The sequence below is a fragment of the Paenibacillus sp. FSL R5-0766 genome, assembly GCF_037971845.1.
Lineage (GTDB): Bacteria > Bacillota > Bacilli > Paenibacillales > Paenibacillaceae > Paenibacillus.
On the sequence record NZ_CP150227.1, the window covers coordinates 2271693 to 2291873 of the forward strand.

General features: G+C 45.4%; 17 protein-coding genes, 1 tRNA gene and 1 riboswitch. Of the genes, 11 read left to right on the forward strand and 7 right to left on the reverse strand.

Annotated features, from left to right (window positions below; genetic code table 11):
* Positions 1 to 128 precede the first annotated feature (128 nt).
* The 4 genes from MKY66_RS10350 (at position 129) to MKY66_RS10365 (ending at position 1946) form a co-directional block, all read left to right on the forward strand.
* Positions 129 to 710 (forward strand): xanthine phosphoribosyltransferase, encoded by a 582-nt coding sequence (locus MKY66_RS10350; protein ID WP_076209007.1) that lies wholly within the window; start codon positions 129 to 131, stop codon positions 708 to 710.
* A gap of 97 nt (positions 711 to 807) precedes the next feature.
* Positions 808 to 1137 carry a hypothetical protein gene (locus MKY66_RS10355; protein WP_074094470.1) on the forward strand — a complete coding sequence of 110 codons (330 nt, stop codon included), beginning with the start codon at positions 808 to 810 and terminating at the stop codon, positions 1135 to 1137.
* A gap of 119 nt (positions 1138 to 1256) precedes the next feature.
* Positions 1257 to 1475, forward strand: coding sequence for a hypothetical protein (locus MKY66_RS10360; protein ID WP_036609613.1), 219 nt, complete (start codon positions 1257 to 1259; stop codon positions 1473 to 1475).
* A 141-nt stretch (positions 1476 to 1616) separates the two neighbouring features.
* On the forward strand, positions 1617 to 1946 hold the full coding sequence (locus MKY66_RS10365) for a carboxymuconolactone decarboxylase family protein (protein ID WP_017689352.1): 330 nt from the start codon (positions 1617 to 1619) through the stop codon (positions 1944 to 1946).
* Positions 1947 to 2019: 73 nt separating this feature from the next.
* On the opposite strand, the gene MKY66_RS10370 is transcribed toward MKY66_RS10365, so the two are convergent.
* Entirely contained in the window at positions 2020 to 2484 is a 465-nt protein-coding gene (locus MKY66_RS10370) for a C40 family peptidase (RefSeq protein WP_036609611.1), read from the reverse strand.
* A gap of 5 nt (positions 2485 to 2489) precedes the next feature.
* Positions 2490 to 2621, reverse strand: a riboswitch (cyclic di-AMP (ydaO/yuaA leader).
* A gap of 419 nt (positions 2622 to 3040) precedes the next feature.
* On the opposite strand from MKY66_RS10370, the gene pelA reads away from it, so the two are divergent.
* Positions 3041 to 4003: a pectate lyase gene (pelA, locus tag MKY66_RS10375; protein WP_076209006.1), complete on the forward strand. Its 963-nt coding sequence runs from the start codon at positions 3041 to 3043 to the stop codon at positions 4001 to 4003.
* Between the two features lie 138 nt (positions 4004 to 4141).
* Positions 4142 to 4226: transfer RNA gene (locus MKY66_RS10380), tRNA-Leu, on the forward strand.
* Positions 4227 to 4371: 145 nt separating this feature from the next.
* On the opposite strand, the gene MKY66_RS10385 is transcribed toward MKY66_RS10380, so the two are convergent.
* Positions 4372 to 6057 (reverse strand): carbohydrate-binding protein, encoded by a 1686-nt coding sequence (locus tag MKY66_RS10385; protein ID WP_143760258.1) that lies wholly within the window; start codon positions 6055 to 6057, stop codon positions 4372 to 4374.
* 417 nt (positions 6058 to 6474) lie between these two features.
* Between MKY66_RS10385 and MKY66_RS10390 the strand changes: the two genes are divergently transcribed.
* Positions 6475 to 7314, forward strand: coding sequence for a divergent polysaccharide deacetylase family protein (locus MKY66_RS10390; protein WP_256704110.1), 840 nt, complete (start codon positions 6475 to 6477; stop codon positions 7312 to 7314).
* Here the strand turns inward: MKY66_RS10390 and MKY66_RS10395 are convergent.
* Positions 7289 to 8032: an N-acetylmuramoyl-L-alanine amidase gene (locus MKY66_RS10395; RefSeq protein WP_076209004.1), complete on the reverse strand. Its 744-nt coding sequence runs from the start codon at positions 8030 to 8032 to the stop codon at positions 7289 to 7291. The two genes, MKY66_RS10390 and MKY66_RS10395, sit on opposite strands and share 26 nt — an antisense overlap.
* Before the next feature lie 194 nt (positions 8033 to 8226).
* Here MKY66_RS10395 and MKY66_RS10400 point away from each other — a divergent pair, with 194 nt between their 5' ends.
* On the forward strand, positions 8227 to 8445 hold the full coding sequence (locus tag MKY66_RS10400; RefSeq protein WP_076209003.1) for a YqzE family protein: 219 nt from the start codon (positions 8227 to 8229) through the stop codon (positions 8443 to 8445).
* A gap of 120 nt (positions 8446 to 8565) precedes the next feature.
* On the opposite strand, the gene MKY66_RS10405 is transcribed toward MKY66_RS10400, so the two are convergent.
* The 3 genes from MKY66_RS10405 to MKY66_RS10415 form a co-directional block, all read right to left on the reverse strand.
* A complete protein-coding gene (locus MKY66_RS10405) occupies positions 8566 to 9516 on the reverse strand; it encodes a hypothetical protein (RefSeq protein ID WP_339807130.1) in 951 nt (316 codons plus the stop codon).
* Between the two features lie 210 nt (positions 9517 to 9726).
* The gene (locus MKY66_RS10410) at positions 9727 to 10920 is read right to left on the reverse strand and encodes a YqhG family protein (RefSeq protein ID WP_076209001.1); all 1194 of its coding nucleotides are present in this window, start codon (positions 10918 to 10920) and stop codon (positions 9727 to 9729) included.
* A 3-nt stretch (positions 10921 to 10923) separates the two neighbouring features.
* Positions 10924 to 12687 (reverse strand): SNF2-related protein, encoded by a 1764-nt coding sequence (locus MKY66_RS10415; RefSeq protein WP_076209000.1) that lies wholly within the window; start codon positions 12685 to 12687, stop codon positions 10924 to 10926.
* Between the two features lie 527 nt (positions 12688 to 13214).
* Between MKY66_RS10415 and MKY66_RS10420 the strand changes: the two genes are divergently transcribed.
* On the forward strand, positions 13215 to 15863 hold the full coding sequence (locus tag MKY66_RS10420) for an adenosylcobalamin-dependent ribonucleoside-diphosphate reductase (RefSeq protein WP_076208999.1): 2649 nt from the start codon (positions 13215 to 13217) through the stop codon (positions 15861 to 15863).
* A gap of 82 nt (positions 15864 to 15945) precedes the next feature.
* On the opposite strand, the gene catA is transcribed toward MKY66_RS10420, so the two are convergent.
* A complete protein-coding gene (gene catA, locus MKY66_RS10425; protein WP_076208998.1) occupies positions 15946 to 16593 on the reverse strand; it encodes a type A chloramphenicol O-acetyltransferase in 648 nt (215 codons plus the stop codon).
* Between the two features lie 232 nt (positions 16594 to 16825).
* Between catA and MKY66_RS10430 the strand changes: the two genes are divergently transcribed.
* Complete coding sequence (locus tag MKY66_RS10430) at positions 16826 to 17386, forward strand: flavin reductase family protein (RefSeq protein ID WP_076208997.1); 561 nt, start codon at positions 16826 to 16828, stop codon at positions 17384 to 17386.
* 573 nt (positions 17387 to 17959) lie between these two features.
* Positions 17960 to 20053 (forward strand): acyltransferase family protein, encoded by a 2094-nt coding sequence (locus tag MKY66_RS10435; protein WP_076208996.1) that lies wholly within the window; start codon positions 17960 to 17962, stop codon positions 20051 to 20053.
* Positions 20054 to 20181: the final 128 nt, after the last annotated feature.

The following is a 20181-nucleotide window of genomic DNA, read 5'->3' on the forward strand; positions in this document are numbered from 1 at the left end:
TCATGACAATCGATAATGAGCTTAGGCTTGAAATGCGTCCCAAGGACAGCGCGCAGGCAATTTCGCTTGAACTTATAGATAGATATATGATACTTTTACCTCATAGGATAGGCTTGGGAGGTCAAATCATGGAATTATTGAAACAACGAATATTACAAGAAGGTGTGGTTATCTCGGATCATGTATTAAAGCTGGATGGTCTGTTGAACCACCAGATTGATCCTGCATTAACGATGGAGATGGGACGTGAGTTTGCTGCCCGTTTTCGTGAAAGTGGAGTAACTCGAGTAATCACGGTAGAATCCTCAGGGATTCCGGTTGCGTTTGCCGCAGCCTATGAACTTGGGGTGCCCCTTGTATTCGCCCGTCGCAAAAAAACACTTCTGGCTGATCCTGATGCTTACTGTGAACGTGTACCGTCCTTTACCAAAGGAATTGTAACTGATATTATGGTATCCCGCGAGTTCATTCATGAGAATGACCGCATTTTGTTCATTGATGATATTATTGCCAATGGAGATGCCGCTCGTGGCGTCATCAAAATTATCGAGCGTTCCGGTGCGGAACTTGTCGGATTCGGCGTTGTGGTCGAGAAAAGTTTCCAAGCAGGGGCACGCACGATTCGTGAACAGGGTATTCCGGTGGAAGCCTTGGTACGCATTCGTTCCCTGAACGATGGTACGGTACAATTTGACGATAACGAAATGTGACATTTTAAAGGAATAGGGCCTATTTTTTGAACTATGCCTTTGCATGACCGCAGATTTCATTTATAATGGGGTTATGTTAGGGAGAGGAGGCAACACCATGGGGAACCAACTGGCAACAGAACAATTTTTTAATGATAAGCTGGCGGAATCGAAAGTTCATTTTGAACGTGCCCTGGATTGTAAACATACGGAATTCGATGACCTTTATCCCTATATGATTGAACATCCTCAATTTTTCTGGTACAAACGCTATGTTGCCTGGTCAGAATTACTGACGATTGTAGGCTTGTGCGAAGAGTTGTCCTTCTCTTGGAAAGAACAATTTACACCGCATCAAGTGGAGTACCTTGAAGAACGTGTGATGTCCGCCAAAGTGCTTGATTTTTGGTTTGAGAAGAACGACAGCAAAGAGCACGCGCAGCGGTAACTTTCAGTCGGGACATAATTTCGAATGACATGACAGTCCAATACAGTCACGTGAGACCTAAATGACTTTTCATTTAGGTCTCTTTTTGTAAATAAATTTGAAATATAGGAGCCATGAATATGATTAGTGATACAGAATTGGACGCCCTGCGTCTGTCAGGTGAGAAAGTTAGAGTCGTACGGGACGAGCTGGAATCGAACGACGTGAAGGGGATTGTGGTTGCCTGGGATGGCGAGCAGGTACTTATCCGTCGTCAGAATCGACGTGTCGTTAAGCTGGACCGAGGTTACAGCTATCAGCTGTTCAGCGAGCCGCGCCAGAGTCCACTTAGTGAGTAACAGCTTATAATTATGGCAGAGCCATGCGCGTTAAATGTTTGGAATTACCATGATTTCTTGGCATAAATGGCTCACTCGGGAGAGAAGATAGGTACAGTGAGGAAGATCTGTAACTATAGCCGAGAGGGTGTGCTACAAGCCATGACATTGATGAATGATAAAGTTCATGCCTACAAGGATCAGATTGGAGCATTAAGCGATGTGCTGCCAGGTGTGGTGAAGTCGTATCATGAGTTTACCGGAGAATGTTTCCAACCTGGCGTGATTGATGCGAAGACAAAACAGCTAATTGCACTCGGTATTGGATTATTCGCCAACAATGAGGTATGTACCTTCTACCATGTAGAAGAAGCCCGTGCCAAGGGAGCAACAGATCAGGAGATTATGGAGACCGTTGCGGTGGCCGGAGCTGTTGGAGGAGGACATGCCCTGTCTCAGGGTGCGATGCGAGTGCAGAAGGCGCTGCATTAGTAAGCAATGCAACATACATTTTTAAGTGCAAAAAAGGCATCCGGTTAATAACCGATGCCTTTTTGTATGTGAATTACATTTTACCTAACATTTTATCATACATAAACTGTCCAGTTACCCGACGTGCTGTTACATAGCGGTCATTAAAGTATGGATTCGATAACTTTGTGATGCTTACACCTTTACTGCTGGAGGCATGAGCGAATTGTCCGCCGCCGATATATACACCTGTATGTGAAATGCCTTTGCCTGTTGTATTAAAGAACACCAGATCACCTGTCCGAACATTGCTCTTGGATACCGGAGTACCTGCTTTGGCTTGCTGCTGAGAAGTACGTGGCAATTCAATGCTGTATTTGTTGAAAAGATATCTCATAAAACCAGAACAGTCGAAGCCGGCTACAGTTGTGCCACCCCATTTGTAAGGAATACCTGTCATGTTGTTCACTACGGAGTTGATACTGCTTGCCTCTGTGCTTGTTGCCCCGGATGTAAATAATACAGCTGCTCCAAAAATGGAGATAATCAGTTTTTTCAAAATCAATGTTCTCCCTTCGATGCCTACGGAGTTAGCTAAGGGTTCGGTAGAAGGTTCCCTATATTTCCTATGTATAAGAATAATTCACCCAAATTGGTTCCCCCGTTTTCAAACATGAAACTCGGCAATGAATAATTAAGTTTTTGTAACTATTTGAAACTATATTGCATAAATGCGTAATTGTCAAACCTATTTAAAACCCTTCGTAATACCTCAATGTTAGCGGAATTAAGGTTTTTATATGAAAGAAGGGATCAAGTTTGGGTATCATTCATGACAAAAACGTCATTATTGATTCGTTTAAGACGAATTTGGATAAATAAATAGGTTTGTCATGAGTTAAAAGAACTATCCCGTTATGTAGAATTAGAGAGATTATATTCATTAAGTTGCATATATTGACAAAAATCGATTTTTTGCATATTATCTGATTATCCAATCCACATATTGGATTAAAATTGATTTTATTATGCGATAAATACAAATAAAGGAGGTTCAGGGACGCGTATCATAAGTAAAGTAGAAGTGGAAGATTTATAAAAACGAACATAGGAGAGTGTTACAATTGAAAGCGAAGAAAATAATTACTTTTGTCCTGGCATGTACGATGGTGTTCTCAGCAGTTGGAATGGCAGTTCTCCCTGTAGGGACGGTATCTGCTGCGGATGCATCGGGTACGACAGCGAGTATTTCTGATATTTTGAAGAACCAGCTGCCCGATGGAGGTTGGAGAAAAGATTATAAACAGACAAGTGGAGAGTGGGCAAAGTCCACGATAGACAACAAGGCTACATACTCAGAAATTAGAAGATTGGCGAAGGAATTTAAAAAGACGAATGATCCGCGATACTCCACAGCTGCAATCAAAGGAATTAACTTTTTGATCAACATGCAGTATTCAAACGGCGGATGGCCACAAGTCTACCAAAGCTCCGGATATCACAAGCACATCACTTACAATGATGATGCCATGATTAATGTAATGATCATGCTGGATGAAGTAGCGGCACGCAAAGGTGATTTCTCGTTTATCGACAGCACACTTGCTAACCGCAGTAAAAACTCAGTTGCCAAAGGTGTGGAGGCGATTCTGAATACACAGGTCGTTTCAGGGGGTAAGCTGACAGCATGGGGACAACAACATGATTCCAGTTCCCTTAAACCGGCGAGCGCAAGAATCTATGAAGTGCCATCGCTGACAGCTGGAGAGAGTGTAACGATTGTTAAATTTCTGAAAACCAGACCTGCTAACGCTAAAATTACCGCATCCATTAAAGGAGCGGAGGCTTGGTTTAACAAGGTGAAAATTACAGGTTACAAGTATGAAAGAGCTAATGGAGATAGTAAAATTATCGCTGATTCCAAAGCTGCGCCAATCTGGGCTCGTTTCTACGAAGTGGGAACGGATAAACCGATCTTTATTGGTCGTGACGGGGTCGTTAAATACAAACTAAGTGATATTGATAAAGAAAGAAGAGGCGGTTATGCATGGTATGGCAACTGGCCTTCCAAGCTGTAATTTGTAGTTAAAGGTAAAGCCCGAATCGACATGGACGTCTGTTTCGGGCTTTATTGTTATTATTTTCAGTGTTGACATGATAGATTCCACATGATATATTATCTCTTGTCGCCGATATTGATCACGGAGATACAATATGCGGTCGTGGCGGAATTGGCAGACGCGCACGGTTCAGGTCCGTGTGGGCTAACCCCCCGTGGAGGTTCGAGTCCTCTCGACCGCATCTAAAAAAAGACTCCTTAAGCTAACGCTTAAGGAGTCTTTTTTTGCATTTTTTGATCTAACACTAACTTTAGATTTGAGTATCCAAGAGGTTAGTGCTTAGCTGCACGTACAGCAAATGGTCTTCCATCAGCCATATGGAACGTTTATTGCGCTGCGGTAACATTAACGCTGTCAATATTCGGTCCTTCCGATCCAGTGGTGACCACTTTCAATGTATTGGTCCCCGTGTTCATGGGGACCTGAATTGTTTTTTCAACCCAAGTGGACCAGCTTCCCGTAGCTGGAAAGGGCTCGTTGCTGATGACTTTGGTTCCGTTAACAAAAATGTCGAGGTTCCGAGTGCCGCTTTCCAGCGCATAACGAAACTTTACGTTTTTGGTACCTGTTGTCGTGTTATTAATGCCGTTCCATTGAATGGCCGAACCAGTCATCGCATTGAAGTTAACATACCCGGAGCCAGTATAACCGGGGTAGATTGTTTCAATGCCAGCTTCCGTAAGTGACGTTCCGGTCTCGGCTTCATACGTAGTGCCACTGCCTGTATTCCCGCCGCTATTTCCGCCAGTAACGTTGGCAACAAACGTTGTTACGCTCTGAGGCGGGAGCTGTGCCGTGAAGGCTCCATTGGATACGGTAAGCGGGGTTCCGCTTGCCAGGTTTCGACTGCTGTCCGTAATCCATGAGGACACAGTGGAGGCATTACCATTCTGCAGAACGAATTTTTGGCTTGTAACTGAAGTTCCGCGGTTAATTGCCACAACGACGACTTTGTTATCACCTTTATAGGCTGAGACAAATGTGTTTGTATCTGGATTTTTCGTTGCATCAACTCGCAGGTAGCCTGGACGAACGAATTTAGAGAAATGAGCCATATTATACCCGCGTTTGCTTATGGTACCGTCCTCTTTCATCGGACCATACTGTCTGCGGATGTACCACCACACATAGGCCTGGAAATCACCTTCTACCATGGCATTGTGCATGTGATAGGAAACGTCCAGTGCTTCAGGCCAGCGGTCTGCTGAGTTGTTATCACTGTTCGGAACATACACCTCAGTCATCCACAGTTCTTTACCGGCTCCTTTTTGCTTAAAGAGAGGGTAGGCAAAATTCGAAATCTGGGTTCCATACGTATGTGCTCCCAGAATGTCCATGTTGGCAAGTGCCTGCGGATCATTCAGGATTGGGTCGGATATGTTCTTTAAGTACTGGAAGGATTCAGGCGCCATGACTTTGGTACCTTGAATGGACCCGGCATTTTCTTTCATGAATCGAAGGATCTCCTGTGGAGTCCACCAGGTCCAGTCATGAGCATAATCCGGTTCATTCTGCACAGAAATGGAATATAAATCTACGCCGTTATTTTTCATGTAGGTTACAAAGTCGTTCAGATGTTGCGCATAGGCGGCATATTTGTCGTATTTCAGACGTTTGGCATTTGTGTCCCCATTGTGGTTGAACGTTTCAACCATGCTGCTTGGAGGATTCCATGGGGATGCAAATACAATAGCACCCTTTTCGATAGCCCGTTTGGCTGTGGCAACTTCACGATACCAGTTATTAGAATCTGGATCGACGTAGATCCTGAGAATTGAGAAGCCTAACTGATTCTGATCATTACCAAAAGCAGTTTCACGTTGAGCGGGAGTCAGATCACCAATCCAGGCAGGAAGGTTAATGCCCCCAAAGCCCTTGATCAGCTGTTTTTCCGAGGACAAATTAATGTTGGCATCGCTGGCTGCTGACACATGTGTCGGGGTTAACATCAAAGGCAGGGCTGTTAAACAGGCCAAAAGAACATTAATCGTCTTTTTTAGTTTGAATTTCACTACTTTCATCCTCCTCGATAATGGTAAATGGTTACATAGAGAAACCGCGACCAGGGATAACAAACAAAAATCGGATTTTCTGGCATTTATTTTATGTAAACCCTTTCAAAACCTCCTTCCATAAATCATAGGAATGAAATGAAGCACATAACCTCTTTCATTTGTTGATTCTACTAAATAATTCCTAAACTGAAAACCTGACAAATTACAGTATTTTTTCTAATTAATCTCTATTCTCTAACTGTTCAATGACAGTTCCTGTCTGAATGCAAAGGAGAAAAACTGGCATGATGGGGATCTTCGTTTGAGATAGAGGTCTCCAATGGCGGGGATATTATTATAAAGGAAGGCTTTGGCTTACATATTCCTCCCTTCATTATCAAACAATGAGATCACAGAAGTTACGGGGAGGGAATCATGATGAAGGAAAAGAGAAAGAATTATCGATTCATTGCAGGTACCATGGCATTTTTCATTATGTTTTACGCAGGCATATCGGCAGGAGGGCATACAGCGGCAGCTTCAGAGTCCACATCGAATCACAAACGGTTAGCGATTATCATCGATGATGTTGGTAATGACATGAAGGGTACGGCAGAGATCCTGGCGATGCCAGTTAAACTAACGGTAGCGGTCATGCCTTTTTTGCCAACAACGAAGAAAGATGCGATAGCTGCACATGAAAAGGGGATGGATGTGATTGTGCACATGCCCATGGAACCCAAGAAAGGACGACCTGAATGGCTGGGCCCGGGTGCAATCACATCCAATCTAACAGATGAAGAAGTCCGCTCACGCGTGGAGAAAGCGATTGATGATGTGCCCCACGCCATTGGCATGAACAATCATATGGGTTCCAAAATTACTTCGGATAAACGCATCATGTCCATTGTGCTCGATGTATGCAAGGAGTGGGGCCTCTTCTTTGTAGACAGCCGTACGAACTTTCGCTCCGTAGTGGGGGAACTGGCCGTATCCAAAAATATGCCACCTGTAGGTAATGACATTTTCCTGGATGATCAAAACTCCAAGCAACACATTCGCAAACAACTGGATCTGGCTGCTCAGCGTGCGATCGATAAGAACATCTGTGTTGTCATTGGTCATGTCGGTCATTCGGGGATGAACACATCCGCAGTAATTCGTGAATCCGTCTCCCATCTGCAAAATCAGGTTCAATTTGTAGGAATCGGTGATCTGGTTCGAGAAGTGTGGCAATGGCATTCTGCTCCTACACTACCGACAGATAATAAATAATGCCATTGGCAATGGACTGGGCGATTCGTTTTTGCTCAGCGGGGTCATTCATTCTGGCTCGATCTGTCGCATTGCTCAAAAATCCGGTTTCGACGATGACGGCAGGTTGTTTCACGTAATTCAATATATAAAAGGGCTTGCCCCATACGACCCCGTGCTCTGTTCCGTACAACTTGTTCATGGCATCCTGAATGGATTGGGCCAGCAAATAACTCCTGCCTTCCTTCTGGTGCAGTACCACCGGGCCGTGTACATTTGATCGGGGACTCCAGTTCGCATGAATGCTGACCACGATATCTGTACTTACTTCTTCGCTAAGGCTTTTACGTTGGGCAAGATCTCTGGTATGACGGGAGCGGCTGTTCAGCCAGCGGTTCTCATCACTAAGTGCATAATCACCAAGTCGATTGATGATAACGGCATAACCTTTGCTGCGAAGCAGCAGATAGACCTTTTGGCTAATGGCCAGGTTGATATCTTTTTCCAGCACACCTTGGGCTGACGTACCACCGTCAATACCGCCATGGCCTACATCGAGCAGGATAACCGGTGCTGCAAAGGCATGATGACTTGAGCGATATGCATCTCCATCGGTCACTGGTAGCATGGATGGACTGTTCTGGGACGGGCCTGCTTTTCCATAAGCCACATGGGGCAGCATGAGAAGGCAATGGAAGCTGATTAGCAAGGCTACCGAAGCGGTCAGCAGCTTATACATGGGAATACACACTCCTTCATGGAATAGGTATCGAATTTCAGATTAGTGACTCGATGGATACCTTTGGCATTAGACTGTGCATTCTGAGGGTTTTCATACTTCTTTCAATAAAAAATGTTTAACCAGTCCACATCCTGCACACAATAGAACTATCGTAAGCTCCGCAAATGTGCAGGAGCGAAGGAGGCAGAATTATGGCCAAAAGTGATGAGTTGGTAAAATACATTACGCAGCGTGTTGTTCATTATATCGATACACCGAAGGATGAGCGGAAAGGTCGCACCAAAAGGAAAGAGCCGTGGGCGATGAAGTGGTTTGGTATGATCCCTTTCGCTGTATCCCTGTGGGTGGGGAAAAAGGAAAAAGAATTCGATACAAAGTCTCATAAACGAAGTTCTTCGGGCGAAGGGTGACCATAGCTTACCTATTTCACTAATGTAAAACCAAAAGACGCAATCCCTTAATATAATGGGAAGGCGTCTTATTTGTTATTTTACAGGTTATCTGACTGTATCTTAAGAATTTGCTGATGATTAAGGATTTACGATGTAAAAATGGCCATCTTGCTGCAATGTGCTCAAAGGGACAAATCGTTGAATGGATGATTTTCCACCTAGCGCTACATATAGAATAGACTCTGCTTCCTGATCAGTATGCCACAGCTGATAACCGCTAACAGGTAGAGGACCGCCATATACAACGTTACGATCACCCGCTGAGAAAACAATCTCTTGATTCTCCCCGTGTTGTATCACATCTTTTGCCCGGTCGGCATCAACAGGCTTGGAGGTAATCCACAACAGATTGTCAGTCGGATTGAAGACGGGTCGGAGATGAAGTGGGTCGACTGATGAAGATGGTGTTGTGGATAAATCAGTTATGCTGACAGAGGTCTGTTTGGAATCAGCCTCCAGCAGGTTCAGGAACTCTGACGGTAGTACATCTCCGTTCGTAGCATCAATATAAAGTGCAGGATGGTTAGGTTGTTCCACTTTCCAATAAGCCAGCAGGGGAAGAGCATAACCAAGATGAAGCTCTCCTCCGCCAGCAAGTAATGCCTCAAGGTTCACATGTTGTCGATCCAAGGCTTGTCCAAGAAGTTCATTGTTGTATGGTGACTGTTCTCCATGACCATACTCACTAAGCATCATCTGACCCTGCTCTGTGACTGTAATAATCATATATCCGATCGGTTTGCCTTCAAACTCAGCTTGAACGAGCCAACTATGTGTACCCGGACCCAGAGGGTAGAAGTTCAGGTCGGCGTTCTTCCAATGCGCTTCGGTATCAACTGAGCCAAGTAAAACAGCTTGTTGCTCTGCAAACCGTTGTACTGCAGCGGGAGCTAATTTGTCATTCTCAACGGCAAGATGTTTGGGACTATACTCTGTTGGTGATGCAGGAGCTAGTGAAGACGTTTCTTGTTCCTCTGCATGGGCTATCGACCAAAAAGAGAATAGGGCAAGACAACTGAGCAAGCCCAAGGTTATACAGGTTGTTTTCCGAGCGTTGTTCCAACACATATGAAAGAATCGTTTCAAATTTACACCTACTTTTCATTTATCCGTTACCTGAGCGGGTCCTAGTTTCATTCTAGGGGACAGGCTATGCAAAGGTTGCCGCAACCTGTCGGGCAGCCGATCATGAATAAACACTACTTTTGCCAGCATTTGCAGGAAAAGTAGTGTCTTCGTCTATCTTAAGTGAAACATGCCGCTGCTAATGGCAGTCACTTTCACTTTGGGTTCATATTGCCAGATCATCTCGGTACGGCGTGTCTCATACTGCAATTTCATAGCTTCACGATCTATTACCGCCTGTTTTGTTTTCTCTTCTTCGGCATCTGCCTCGGAGTCGATCGGTACTGCGACTTCTGCCGCCAGTTCTACATCTGCTTCAATGGGTTTAGCGTTAGTTATATCTAGAACTTTTTTCAGTTTTACAGGTGGCGTGCGGTTAGAATGGACATTCTCCGTGTCTGAGGTTATCTTACCTGATGATTCTACCTCAGGCGTATCTTCTCGGAGTACCGCTTCATAGTAGGTGTCCAACACGTCCAGCTCCAGATCAAGCCGCTCTTGGGCTTTCTCGGCCCAGCTATAATCGAGTTCCAGCAAGCGGTTTGTCAAATGAGATTCCAGAGCAGCTCCGGCGTCAAAAATCGAAACTTTGGCTGTCTGCACATGCATGTTCTCCGCAAGTCTCGGACTGAGGTCACGTCGGTTTAGCTTGGTGCCGAATTTTTCTATAATTTCGCCCGAGCGAAGGGAGATGCCGAGAAAATGCAATTCCTCCCGTTTCAAATCACAGGCGAATTCCACCTTGAAACAGACACCAAGCCAAGGCTCATATACGGCTGGCGCTGTAGCCCGCAATTGCCGTTTGGCAGCCTGTTCGAACAGGTTCACGAAGGCACCGCCTTCACGGGCAGCGCCGAAAATCTGCTGGAGTCTGCGACTGCCGTACACCACTTCTTCACGTAATATTCGTCCTGGCCCCAGCTGTGGCAGTGATGGCGTAATACCGAAGTAACGGCCTAGAATAGTTTCTTTTGGTGGCTCGCCTTGAGGACTGCCGTTGGTTATGCCATTCGTTTCAGCAGGGTTAGGCACAACAGGAGGTGATGCTTGCGCAGCTTTGGCTTCTGCTGCTTCAATGGCCTGCTGATAACTGTCAGGATCAAATATAAATGTAAAGGACATCGTCTCAGCCGGTGCTCCGGTTCGTTCCACGAACCCCCAATAATAGGGGCGATTGGTCAACGCTTTGTCCGCCTCAGGCGAGAGTTTCACTGTAACATGGGCAGGGGAACGTTCCATAATCTGACAATCGAGTGCTTCCAGATAGGTGAGAACATATGCCTGCACTTCATGGGGAGACATGGTCATGAGTTAGCTACCTCCCTTGCGAAGATCTAACAACCCGGATACGTCAGGGCCTTCATCGGCAACCTCACGTTGAATGGAGTTCAGCGATTGTCCAAGTGAGTCCATTTTACGGCGAATATCTTCATCAGTTTGTGATTCCAATATGATTTTGTACAAACTTTTCTCAATAGACTCCTTTTTCTCCAGCCGTTCCAGAATAACATCCAGCCCGCCGATCACCATTTCAAACATATTGATCTTCTCATGCAGCAGACTCAGAATATGTTCCTCAATGGTTCCGGTCGTAGATAAATTGAAGATGTTCACGTCATTTTGCTGCCCAAGCCGGTGTACCCGGCCGATCCGCTGCTCTACCCGCATAGGGTTCCAAGGCAGATCAAAGTTGATCATATGATGGCAAAATTGCAAATTGATGCCTTCACCACCCGCTTCGGTTGCAATCATGGCCTGCACACGCCCGCGGAAGAGATCCATCATCCAGTCTTTTTTGCCACGATTCATACCACCCCGATAGGGTACAGCCGTAAGCCCATTGTTGCGGAAATAGTTTAGCAGATACTCCTGTGTGGCCCGGTATTCGGTGAAGATGATTACTTTTTCATTCATGTTCCGAATCAGTTCCATTGTTTTCTCGGCTTTGGTATTTTCCTTGATCGCTTTAATATGGGCAACGAGTTCCCAAATCTTGTCCCGAAGGGGAGAGTCCAGCGGAAGTTTCTTCGACAGATTAACCAGCGTCACGAATACAGCATCCCGACTGCTGCACACTTCACGCTGCAATGTAACAAGGGAGAGCATGCTGCTCAGATTGCCGCCAGCTTCCTGGTACTGGTCTTTGACAAAGGAAGTCACACCATCATAAAGCGCTTGTTCTTCGGGCGATAATTGCAGATTCACGTTGGAGACGTTCCGTTTGGTAAATTGAACGGGGCCTTCGCCGCGGCGGTTACGAATCATGACTTTGGATAACTCGTTCTTAAGCTGTTCCTGATTTTTCGGAACCCGCTTGTCTACAACAAAGTTGGCCGCAAAGTCACCCTGACGACCCAGTTGACCGGGCTTCAGCAGGTTGATCAGATTGAACAATTCACTCATATCGTTCTGCACAGGTGTAGCTGTGAGCAGAAGACAATACTTTTTGCGCAATTTCAGCATGAATTGATAGTTGGTTGTTTTCTTGTTTTTGAGCTTATGAGCCTCGTCAATAATAATCATGTCGTAATCGGTATTCAGCAGCATATCTTTATGCGGGTCACGTTTGGCTGTATCCATGGAAGCAACAACCACTTCATTCTGCCAGGAATAGGCCTTTTTCTGGGCAATAGCAGGGATGCCAAATTTCGAATTCAACTCCCGTACCCATTGCAGCACAAGAGACGCTGGCACGAGAATGAGTACCTTGGATACGAGACCTCGAACCATATATTCTTTCAGAATGAGACCGGCTTCAATGGTTTTGCCAAGACCCACCTCATCGGCGAGAATGGCACGGCCTGACATTTCAAATAATACTCTGCGTGCAGTGTCCATCTGATGAGGAAGTGGAGTAAGGCCTTGTAGATGCTTCAAACACTGGATCTCGTCAAAATTGGGAATCAGATTGGTTTCTTCGGCTTGAATGCCCAGTTGGAAGAGTCGATAATCCCCCCAAGGACCTCCTTTATCCAGTCGTGATTCCAATTGATTAATCCAGCTTCGATCAAATTCCAGCGGAACGGGCAGCTCGGCTACAGGTTGATTGGTGTGGTGCGGGTTTTTCCGGTTCATGGTGTTTCCTCCCCTGCCATACGTGATGACGTTTTATTCGTAGGTAATAGTATGGACGAATGAGAGTCAGTTCATAACTATGTAAGTTGAACTACAGTTTATTTGCACGAACACTATGATGACAGAACAACCTTCCAATCGCTGTTATCCCCAGATTTCTTTGATTCCCTTTTCTGGAGGGGGAAATCCGGGGATAAAGGCGAACGCTTCGCTTTTTCAGGTTTTTTCTGTCCTCTCCGTTGACGTGCAAATGATTAGTTTAACTTATATTGAACCCAGAAATTTAGTAAAGGCACAGGTTTTTTCTGTCCCAAAAAAATTCACAGATATCGTATTCATGCGTATGAGGGTGTATGAAGAAGTTTGTCCGAGCAGGGGAGTCTATAGAATAAAGTCTATGATAAAAGTCTTATGGAAAATCAATATATGGTGTAATATACTGGTTTTATATCACTATATGTGGTGTTTTATCATAATTTACTCTTATAGTGAAAATGGAGATTTATTTCGGGAGGTTGAACGTAGCGATGAAATCGAACCAACGATCGTACCCATTAGAAGGACTCAGCGAAAAAATATTTCTGGACCGATACGCCTGGAAGGACGCCGATTCGAATCATGCCAAGGTCGGAGATGTGGTATTGGTATTAACGAAGGATGATCCCAAGTTCCCAACCAAGGAAGTGGGCGAAATCATAGAACGTCAGGGTCAGCTTGTACAGGTAAGGACTCGAAGCGGAGAGATGATCGAGACAAATGTGGAGAAACTGACACTCAACATAGAAAAAACACCGGAAGAGATGTGGGACCGCCTCGCCAAAGCGATGGCTTCTGTCGAATCCACAGCCGATCAGCGGGCAACGTGGGAGTCCAAGTTCCGCTCTGTGTTGGAAGATTGGAAGTTAGTACCCGGAGGACGCATTGCTGCGGGCGCGGGGGCAAGCGATGAGCTGACACTCTTCAATTGTTATGTCATTCCGTCTCCGCAAGACAGTCGGGGTGGCATCATGAAGACTTTGACCGAGATGACGGAGATTATGGCACGTGGGGGAGGTGTTGGCATTAATTTGTCCTCTTTGCGTCCTCGCCGAGCGGTGGTGAAAGGTGTCAACGGATCATCCAGCGGTTCCGTATCGTGGGGCGGATTGTTCAGTTATACGACTGGACTGATTGAACAGGGCGGAAGCCGCCGAGGTGCGCTTATGCTCATGATGAATGACTGGCATCCGGATGTGCTTGATTTTATTACCGTGAAACAAACGATGGGGCAGGTGACCAATGCCAATCTGTCTGTATGTGTGAGCAACACATTTATGGAGGCTGTCAAGCAGGATGGAGATTGGGATTTGGTTTTCCCCGATACAAACGATCCGGACTACGACACCGAGTGGAACGGGGATATGCATCAATGGAAAGCAGCAGGTCATTCGGTGGTGCACTATCGTACACTGAAGGCGCGCGAAATCTGGCATACCATTATTGAATCAGCCTGGAAATCGGCAGAGCCTGGTGTGGTATTCATGGAGTACTATAACCAGATGTCCAACAGCTGGTACTTCAATCCGATCATCTGTACTAATCCTTGCGCAGAACAAGGCCTGCCTGGCTGGGGTGTATGTAATCTGTCTGCCATTAATCTGTCCAAATTCTACGATGAAACAAATCATGATGTGGCATGGGATGAACTGGCGGAAACCACTCGTATCTCGGCTAGATTTTTGGACAATGTCATCGATGCAACACCATATCATTTTGAGGAAAATAGACTGAATCAGCAGCGTGAACGCCGGGTTGGGCTTGGCACGATGGGACTGGCAGAGCTGATGATTAAGCTGCGTATTCGATACGGCAGTCCTGAATCTCTTGTTTTTCTGGATAAACTGTATGGATTCATGGCGAAGGAGGCCTATCTGGCATCGGCAGAGATTGCAGCAGAGAAGGGAGCTTTCCCAGCTTTCGAAGCTGAACCGTATTTAAAGAGTGGATTCATGAAAAATATGGTGGCGACGTACCCTGAAGTGGGAGAGGCCATTCGTAAACAGGGCATTCGAAATGTCACACTGATCACACAAGCGCCAACGGGAAGTACAGGTACGATGGTGGGCACATCAACAGGTATTGAGCCGTATTTCGCCTTCAAGTATTTCCGTCAAAGCCGTCTGGGTTATGATGAACAGTTCGTACCGATTGCACAAGATTGGCTGGATGAACATCCGGGTGAAGCCTTACCAGATTATTATGTGACAGCAATGGATCTGTCGGCTGAGAATCACATCCGGGTGCAGGCTGCCATTCAGCAATGGGTGGATAGTTCGATCTCGAAGACGGCCAATTGTCCGGCTGATTTTACAGTGGAGGACACGGCTGAGCTGTACGAACTGGCCTTCGACCTAGGCTGCAAGGGAGTAACGATATATCGCGACGGCAGCAGGGATGTGCAGGTGTTGTCCACGTCGAAGAAGGAAGAGAACAAGACCGAAGATGTAGATTTGACATTAAATACTAACTTGGAGACGGTTCCTGATGTGTCAGTTAGTGAACTGACAAATAATGCTGAAGTGCAGGCAAGTGATGGAACTTCCAATAGCCAGGATGGTGTTAGAACGCATTCTTCCGATCAAGCCCCTTCCTCTTCTACAGTGCTGGATAAACAATACAGAAGCCGTCCTCAAGTACTGCGCGGTGCGACATACAAAATCAATACGCCATTCGGTATGGCTTACATTACGATCAATGATCTGGAGGGAACGCCGGGTGAGATTTTCCTGAACGTGGGCAAAGCGGGCTCGGACGTGTTTGCGATGGCTGAAGCACTCGGTCGAGTATGCTCTCTGTTCCTTCGATACGGAGATCATGGGCACAAGGTTGAACTGTTGATCAAACATCTCAAGGGAATCGGTGGTTCGGGCGCGATTGGCTTCGGAGCCAACCGGGTTGAATCGATTGCTGATGCAGTCGCCAAAGCATTGGAAAGTCATGTACAGAGCAATGTGCAGGAGAACGAAACTGGAGCATTACAAGAACAGAATCAAGTGGAGAGCACGTATCCAAAAGTGGAGGATCAGAAAACCTTTATCGAATCAAGAGATTTATGCCCTTCATGCGGCTCGGCATCCCTGATGAATGTGGAAGGATGCAAAACATGCAGCAACTGTGGGTACAGTAAGTGCAATTAAATAGCATTTGGAAAAAGTGAAAAAGAAAAGGCACTCCTGACTTCATCATGAAGTCAGGAATGCCTTTTTGTCATTTAGCTAACTAACACCAATCCTGGCATCGATCTGCAAGTGATTGCAATTCATTAAATAAAACGCCAGCATGGTAGCCGTCACACACGGCGTGATGTAACTGAACGGATAAGGGAAGATAGACGTTATCGTTTTGTTGAACATATTTTCCCATCGTGAAGATAGGCAACAAGTAGGTTCCCTCATTGTAAATATTCAGATTAAATCCCGTAAAGTTCACCCATGGAATGCTGGAAACGGGAAATGTGTTTGGCTGTTCATTGGGTTTGGCAACAAATTGTTTGTGATCTTTGTAATTCTTCATATCTTCCAGATGTCGATTGTGGAACGTCTCGAAATCTTCATGGAATGCTGTCCAGATTGTTGAGAAACTTTTGTTGTCCTCATGAAAAATCGTATAACTCGGAGACATTTCGTCCCAGTAGCCCAATTTCCCCTCGGCATCAAAACAGGTTCGAAATTCCCTGTGTGCATTGACGACCGTAGAGATCATATGAATAAGAGCGGGATAGAACTTCAATCCTTTAAGCTTGAGTTCGGTGATCAATAGCGTGATATCCAGATTAGCAGTTATGCTGTAGGTACATCTGACCTGATTCAAGTAGTGGTCAAAGTATGGCTTTCGATCCCACTGATCTAACACGATTGAATTAAACATAAGTTATAACCTCCTAAATTTTGAATAATGTCTTCATTTAGGAGGTATATTTGACTGATTTGACCATATCCTATCACATTCCCAGTATCGTATTTTTAGAAATTGACCATCTCAGTATAACATGATAGTGAATGTGTTGCTTATAGCGAAATCCTCTGCAAAGCGCTTTTTCAACCAGCATCTTTACTTTATAATTAAAGTTGTCTTTATAACGAAGAAGAGAGGGGATTAGATGCGTCAGCCGATAGAAGAACCCATATTTTATTCTTATCCTGGAATGGTAGCGGTGGTGACTTCACGTCATGAGAGAGTTCAGAATGTGATGGCGTCCGGATGGCATACATACATCGGATCATCACCAGGCGTATATGGCATCTCCCTTCGTAAGGAAACATACTCCTATGCACTCATTGAGAAGAGTGGCGTATTCGGTGTTCATTTCCTGCCAGGTCATCGATCGGAGTGGATTCAAGCTGCAGGAACGTTCAGTGGAAGAGATACGAATAAATTCACAAGATTCGGCATTCCGTATGAGGAAGGAATCAAGGTAAGTGTACCGATTTTGACAGACGCTTATTTTGCCTATGAATGCAAGGTTATGGATATTACGACATATGGTGACCATGAATGGATTGCAGGGGAAGTGTTGCAGCGATATCAGGATCAGAAGTACTTTCTGGAGAATGGAATGGTTGATCTGGAGAAGTTGCAAATCCCAATGTACACAGGGCGTTCAGCATACCGGATCATGGATGCGAGGACAGAAGAAAAGATTCACCCGTTCCACCTCTAGGGTCCTAGGCAAGAAGAAGCAATTATGAGCAAAACTTTCAATCCGGTCTGACATAGGTTTATAATGGATATTGGCTGCTGAGCAAGTCGGCGGCCTTTTGTTATGAATTCAATTGTTTCAATCGATGTGTGCGTGGGTATGCTGGTTTGCGCAAGCAGGACAGGTAATTTCAGCCACTCGATGAAAAGTACTATATTTAACGACAAAATTAGAGTATGATTTTACAGCTATATGAGCTGGCAGGAAAGGTTACATCGGTTTAATCGTTTGTAACTATTCCTGTAAAGTATGAGGCTTATTTCGGGCGTATAATGCTAAACGTGAACTCACGAATGAATATAAAGAATATTTTAATAATTAAACTTAATGGACAGGCAATCGTCTTCTTTAAGATTATAGAATTCACACAGAATGTAGCATCATCGGATCGTGCTTCAAACAGAGGCTTTTCTTATGTTGTAAATGAAAGATGGAAGGTGCAATACGTATGTTAATGACAACCAGAACGATCAGGAGTTCCTTTATGCCCCCAACACCGATGTTGTTGACTCACAGTAACAAGGAGGGGCATGCATGTCACAATCGTTAAATCGTAAGAGACATATGAACGGACTTGACGGCTTGCGAGCCATCGCTGTACTTGCGGTAATCGCGTATCATCTGAATTTGGATTTTATTCCGGGCGGACTGCTCGGTGTAGGCATATTCTTTGTTCTCTCGGGATATTTAATTACAGATATTCTCGTGTCACAGTGGCAGGAACATGGACGCATTTCACTCGGTGATTTCTGGGTAAGACGGGTAAGGCGTTTGCTTCCAGGCATGCTGACCATGACAGCTGTGGTGATGATCTGGTTAGCTTGTACAGACCCATCCCGACTTGCTGCGCTTCGTGGTGATATCGTTTCGGGTGTATTATACATAAGCAATTGGTGGTATATCTTTCACAACGTTTCCTATTTCGAAAGTTTTGGCCCTCCATCACCGTTTGGACATTTCTGGTCGCTGGCTGTGGAAGAGCAATTTTATCTTATATGGCCTCTTCTACTGATCGCAGCAATCGTAGTGTTCAAAAGAAAGGGATGGCTGGTCGTTTTCATTGTCGTCGCAGCTGAATTATCTGCTGGCGCAATGGCCATCATGTATAATCCGGATTTGGACCCGAGCCGTGTATATTATGGAACAGACACGCGGGCATTTGCACTGCTTGCTGGTGCTGCTCTTGCCGTGGTGTGGCCTAGTCGCAAGCTATCGAGCTCTCTGTCTGGCATGAACCGGCTTGTGCTCGATGTGTCGGGACTTGCTGCGCTTGCTTTGTTAATCTACATGATGCTGAACAGCAGTGAATATGATCCGTTTCTGTATCAAGGGGGCATGGTGCTTCAGGCTATTGCAACAACGTTGCTGGTAGCGGTGTTGGCTCACCCATCGTCTTTCCTGGCACGTATCATTGGCGCGAAGCCATTACGCTGGATCGGAGAGCGATCCTACGGATTATATCTGTGGCATTATCCTGTTATTATGCTAACTAATCCCGCGGTGGATACGGGAGGAGCACATCCTGTACGAATCATTTTACAGGTTGCTGCAACGGTTGTACTGGCCTCATTGTCCCTTAAATATATTGAAAATCCGATTCGGTACAATGGATTCCGTGATTCTTGGTCCCGATTATGGGGAAGAGGGCGGTCATCGATCGGTATACGTAATGTATTGTGGAAGCGTGCAGGTCTGTTGATGACGATTCTGCTGTTGTCCTATACGGTATCTCAGATGATGGTCTCACATGCAGCGAACTCCGACTCCCATTCGGTATCGATGTCCAACACATTGAATGGAGAGAATTCCGTAGCGGAGGAACAGGGACAGGATGTGTTGCCAGCTATTACAGCAACGTCAGGCTCTGGCCAAAAGAACGATGCTCATACCCATAAACCGGAAGCAGGAACGAAAGATGATCCGGGGAAAAATGAGAAGCCGACAGGAGAGCCTGCACCAGATTCAAAACCTGACGAACAAGACAATTCAGTGAATCCTGGCAAAGACGGTCAGTCTGAAGATAAGCCGGCTGATGAATCCGTGACGAACGAGAATGATATACCGGATGACGCCGGAGCGAATCAATCCGATGATACGGATCATACGGATGATGCACCTGATTCATCTCAGGACAATGAAGAAACGGCTCCTCCCGCCCAGGATGGCAAGGTTCATTATACCGTCATTGGAGATTCGGTGATTTTGGATGCAAAACCGTATCTGGAGCAAAGTATATCGGGAGTGTATGTGGACGGACATGTCGGTCGTCAGATGTGGCAGGCAGGCGATGTATTGGAAGGTCTGAAGCAAAACAATCAAATGGGCAGCAAAGTGGTGCTGGAGCTCGGGACGAATGGTTCCTTTAACTCCAAAAACTTGAATGCTGTGCTTGATTATCTGAAGGATGAGGATCGGGTATATCTGGTTACTGTGCGCGTACCTCGTCCGTGGGAACGAACGGTGAACAGGGCGTTAAATGAGGCTGCATCCAAATATAGCAATGTCTCGTTGATTGACTGGAACAGTGCAAGTGAGGGACATGACGAATATTTTGAAAAAGATGGCGTACATCTCACTACGCAAGGGTCCGAAGCTTTTGCAGAACTGGTGAAGAACAGTATCCAATAATAAGCAATCCATATTTAATACGATTTAGCACTTATTCATTATATATAGCCTGGGTGAAGCTACCGACGGCTGCAACAAGAAAGAGCTCTCATTGTGAGGGCTCTTTTTATATGTTATGAACAATAAGT

Bases quoted from the DNA above. Each gene is read 5' to 3' on its own strand.
- MKY66_RS10350 (WP_076209007.1), top strand. From the start codon at position 129: ATGGAATTATTGAAACAACGAATATTACAAGAAGGTGTGGTTATCTCG.
- MKY66_RS10435 (WP_076208996.1), top strand. From the start codon at position 17,960: ATGTCACAATCGTTAAATCGTAAGAGACATATGAACGGACTTGACGGC.
- MKY66_RS10400 (WP_076209003.1), top strand. From the start codon at position 8,227: ATGGCCAAAAGTGATGAGTTGGTAAAATACATTACGCAGCGTGTTGTT.
- MKY66_RS10415 (WP_076209000.1), bottom strand. From the start codon at position 12,687: ATGAACCGGAAAAACCCGCACCACACCAATCAACCTGTAGCCGAGCTG.
- MKY66_RS10355 (WP_074094470.1), top strand. From the start codon at position 808: ATGGGGAACCAACTGGCAACAGAACAATTTTTTAATGATAAGCTGGCG.
- MKY66_RS10420 (WP_076208999.1), top strand. From the start codon at position 13,215: ATGAAATCGAACCAACGATCGTACCCATTAGAAGGACTCAGCGAAAAA.
- MKY66_RS10410 (WP_076209001.1), bottom strand. From the start codon at position 10,920: ATGACCATGTCTCCCCATGAAGTGCAGGCATATGTTCTCACCTATCTG.
- MKY66_RS10365 (WP_017689352.1), top strand. From the start codon at position 1,617: ATGACATTGATGAATGATAAAGTTCATGCCTACAAGGATCAGATTGGA.
- MKY66_RS10430 (WP_076208997.1), top strand. From the start codon at position 16,826: ATGCGTCAGCCGATAGAAGAACCCATATTTTATTCTTATCCTGGAATG.
- catA (WP_076208998.1), bottom strand. From the start codon at position 16,593: ATGTTTAATTCAATCGTGTTAGATCAGTGGGATCGAAAGCCATACTTT.
- MKY66_RS10395 (WP_076209004.1), bottom strand. From the start codon at position 8,032: ATGTATAAGCTGCTGACCGCTTCGGTAGCCTTGCTAATCAGCTTCCAT.
- MKY66_RS10390 (WP_256704110.1), top strand. From the start codon at position 6,475: ATGATGAAGGAAAAGAGAAAGAATTATCGATTCATTGCAGGTACCATG.
- MKY66_RS10360 (WP_036609613.1), top strand. From the start codon at position 1,257: ATGATTAGTGATACAGAATTGGACGCCCTGCGTCTGTCAGGTGAGAAA.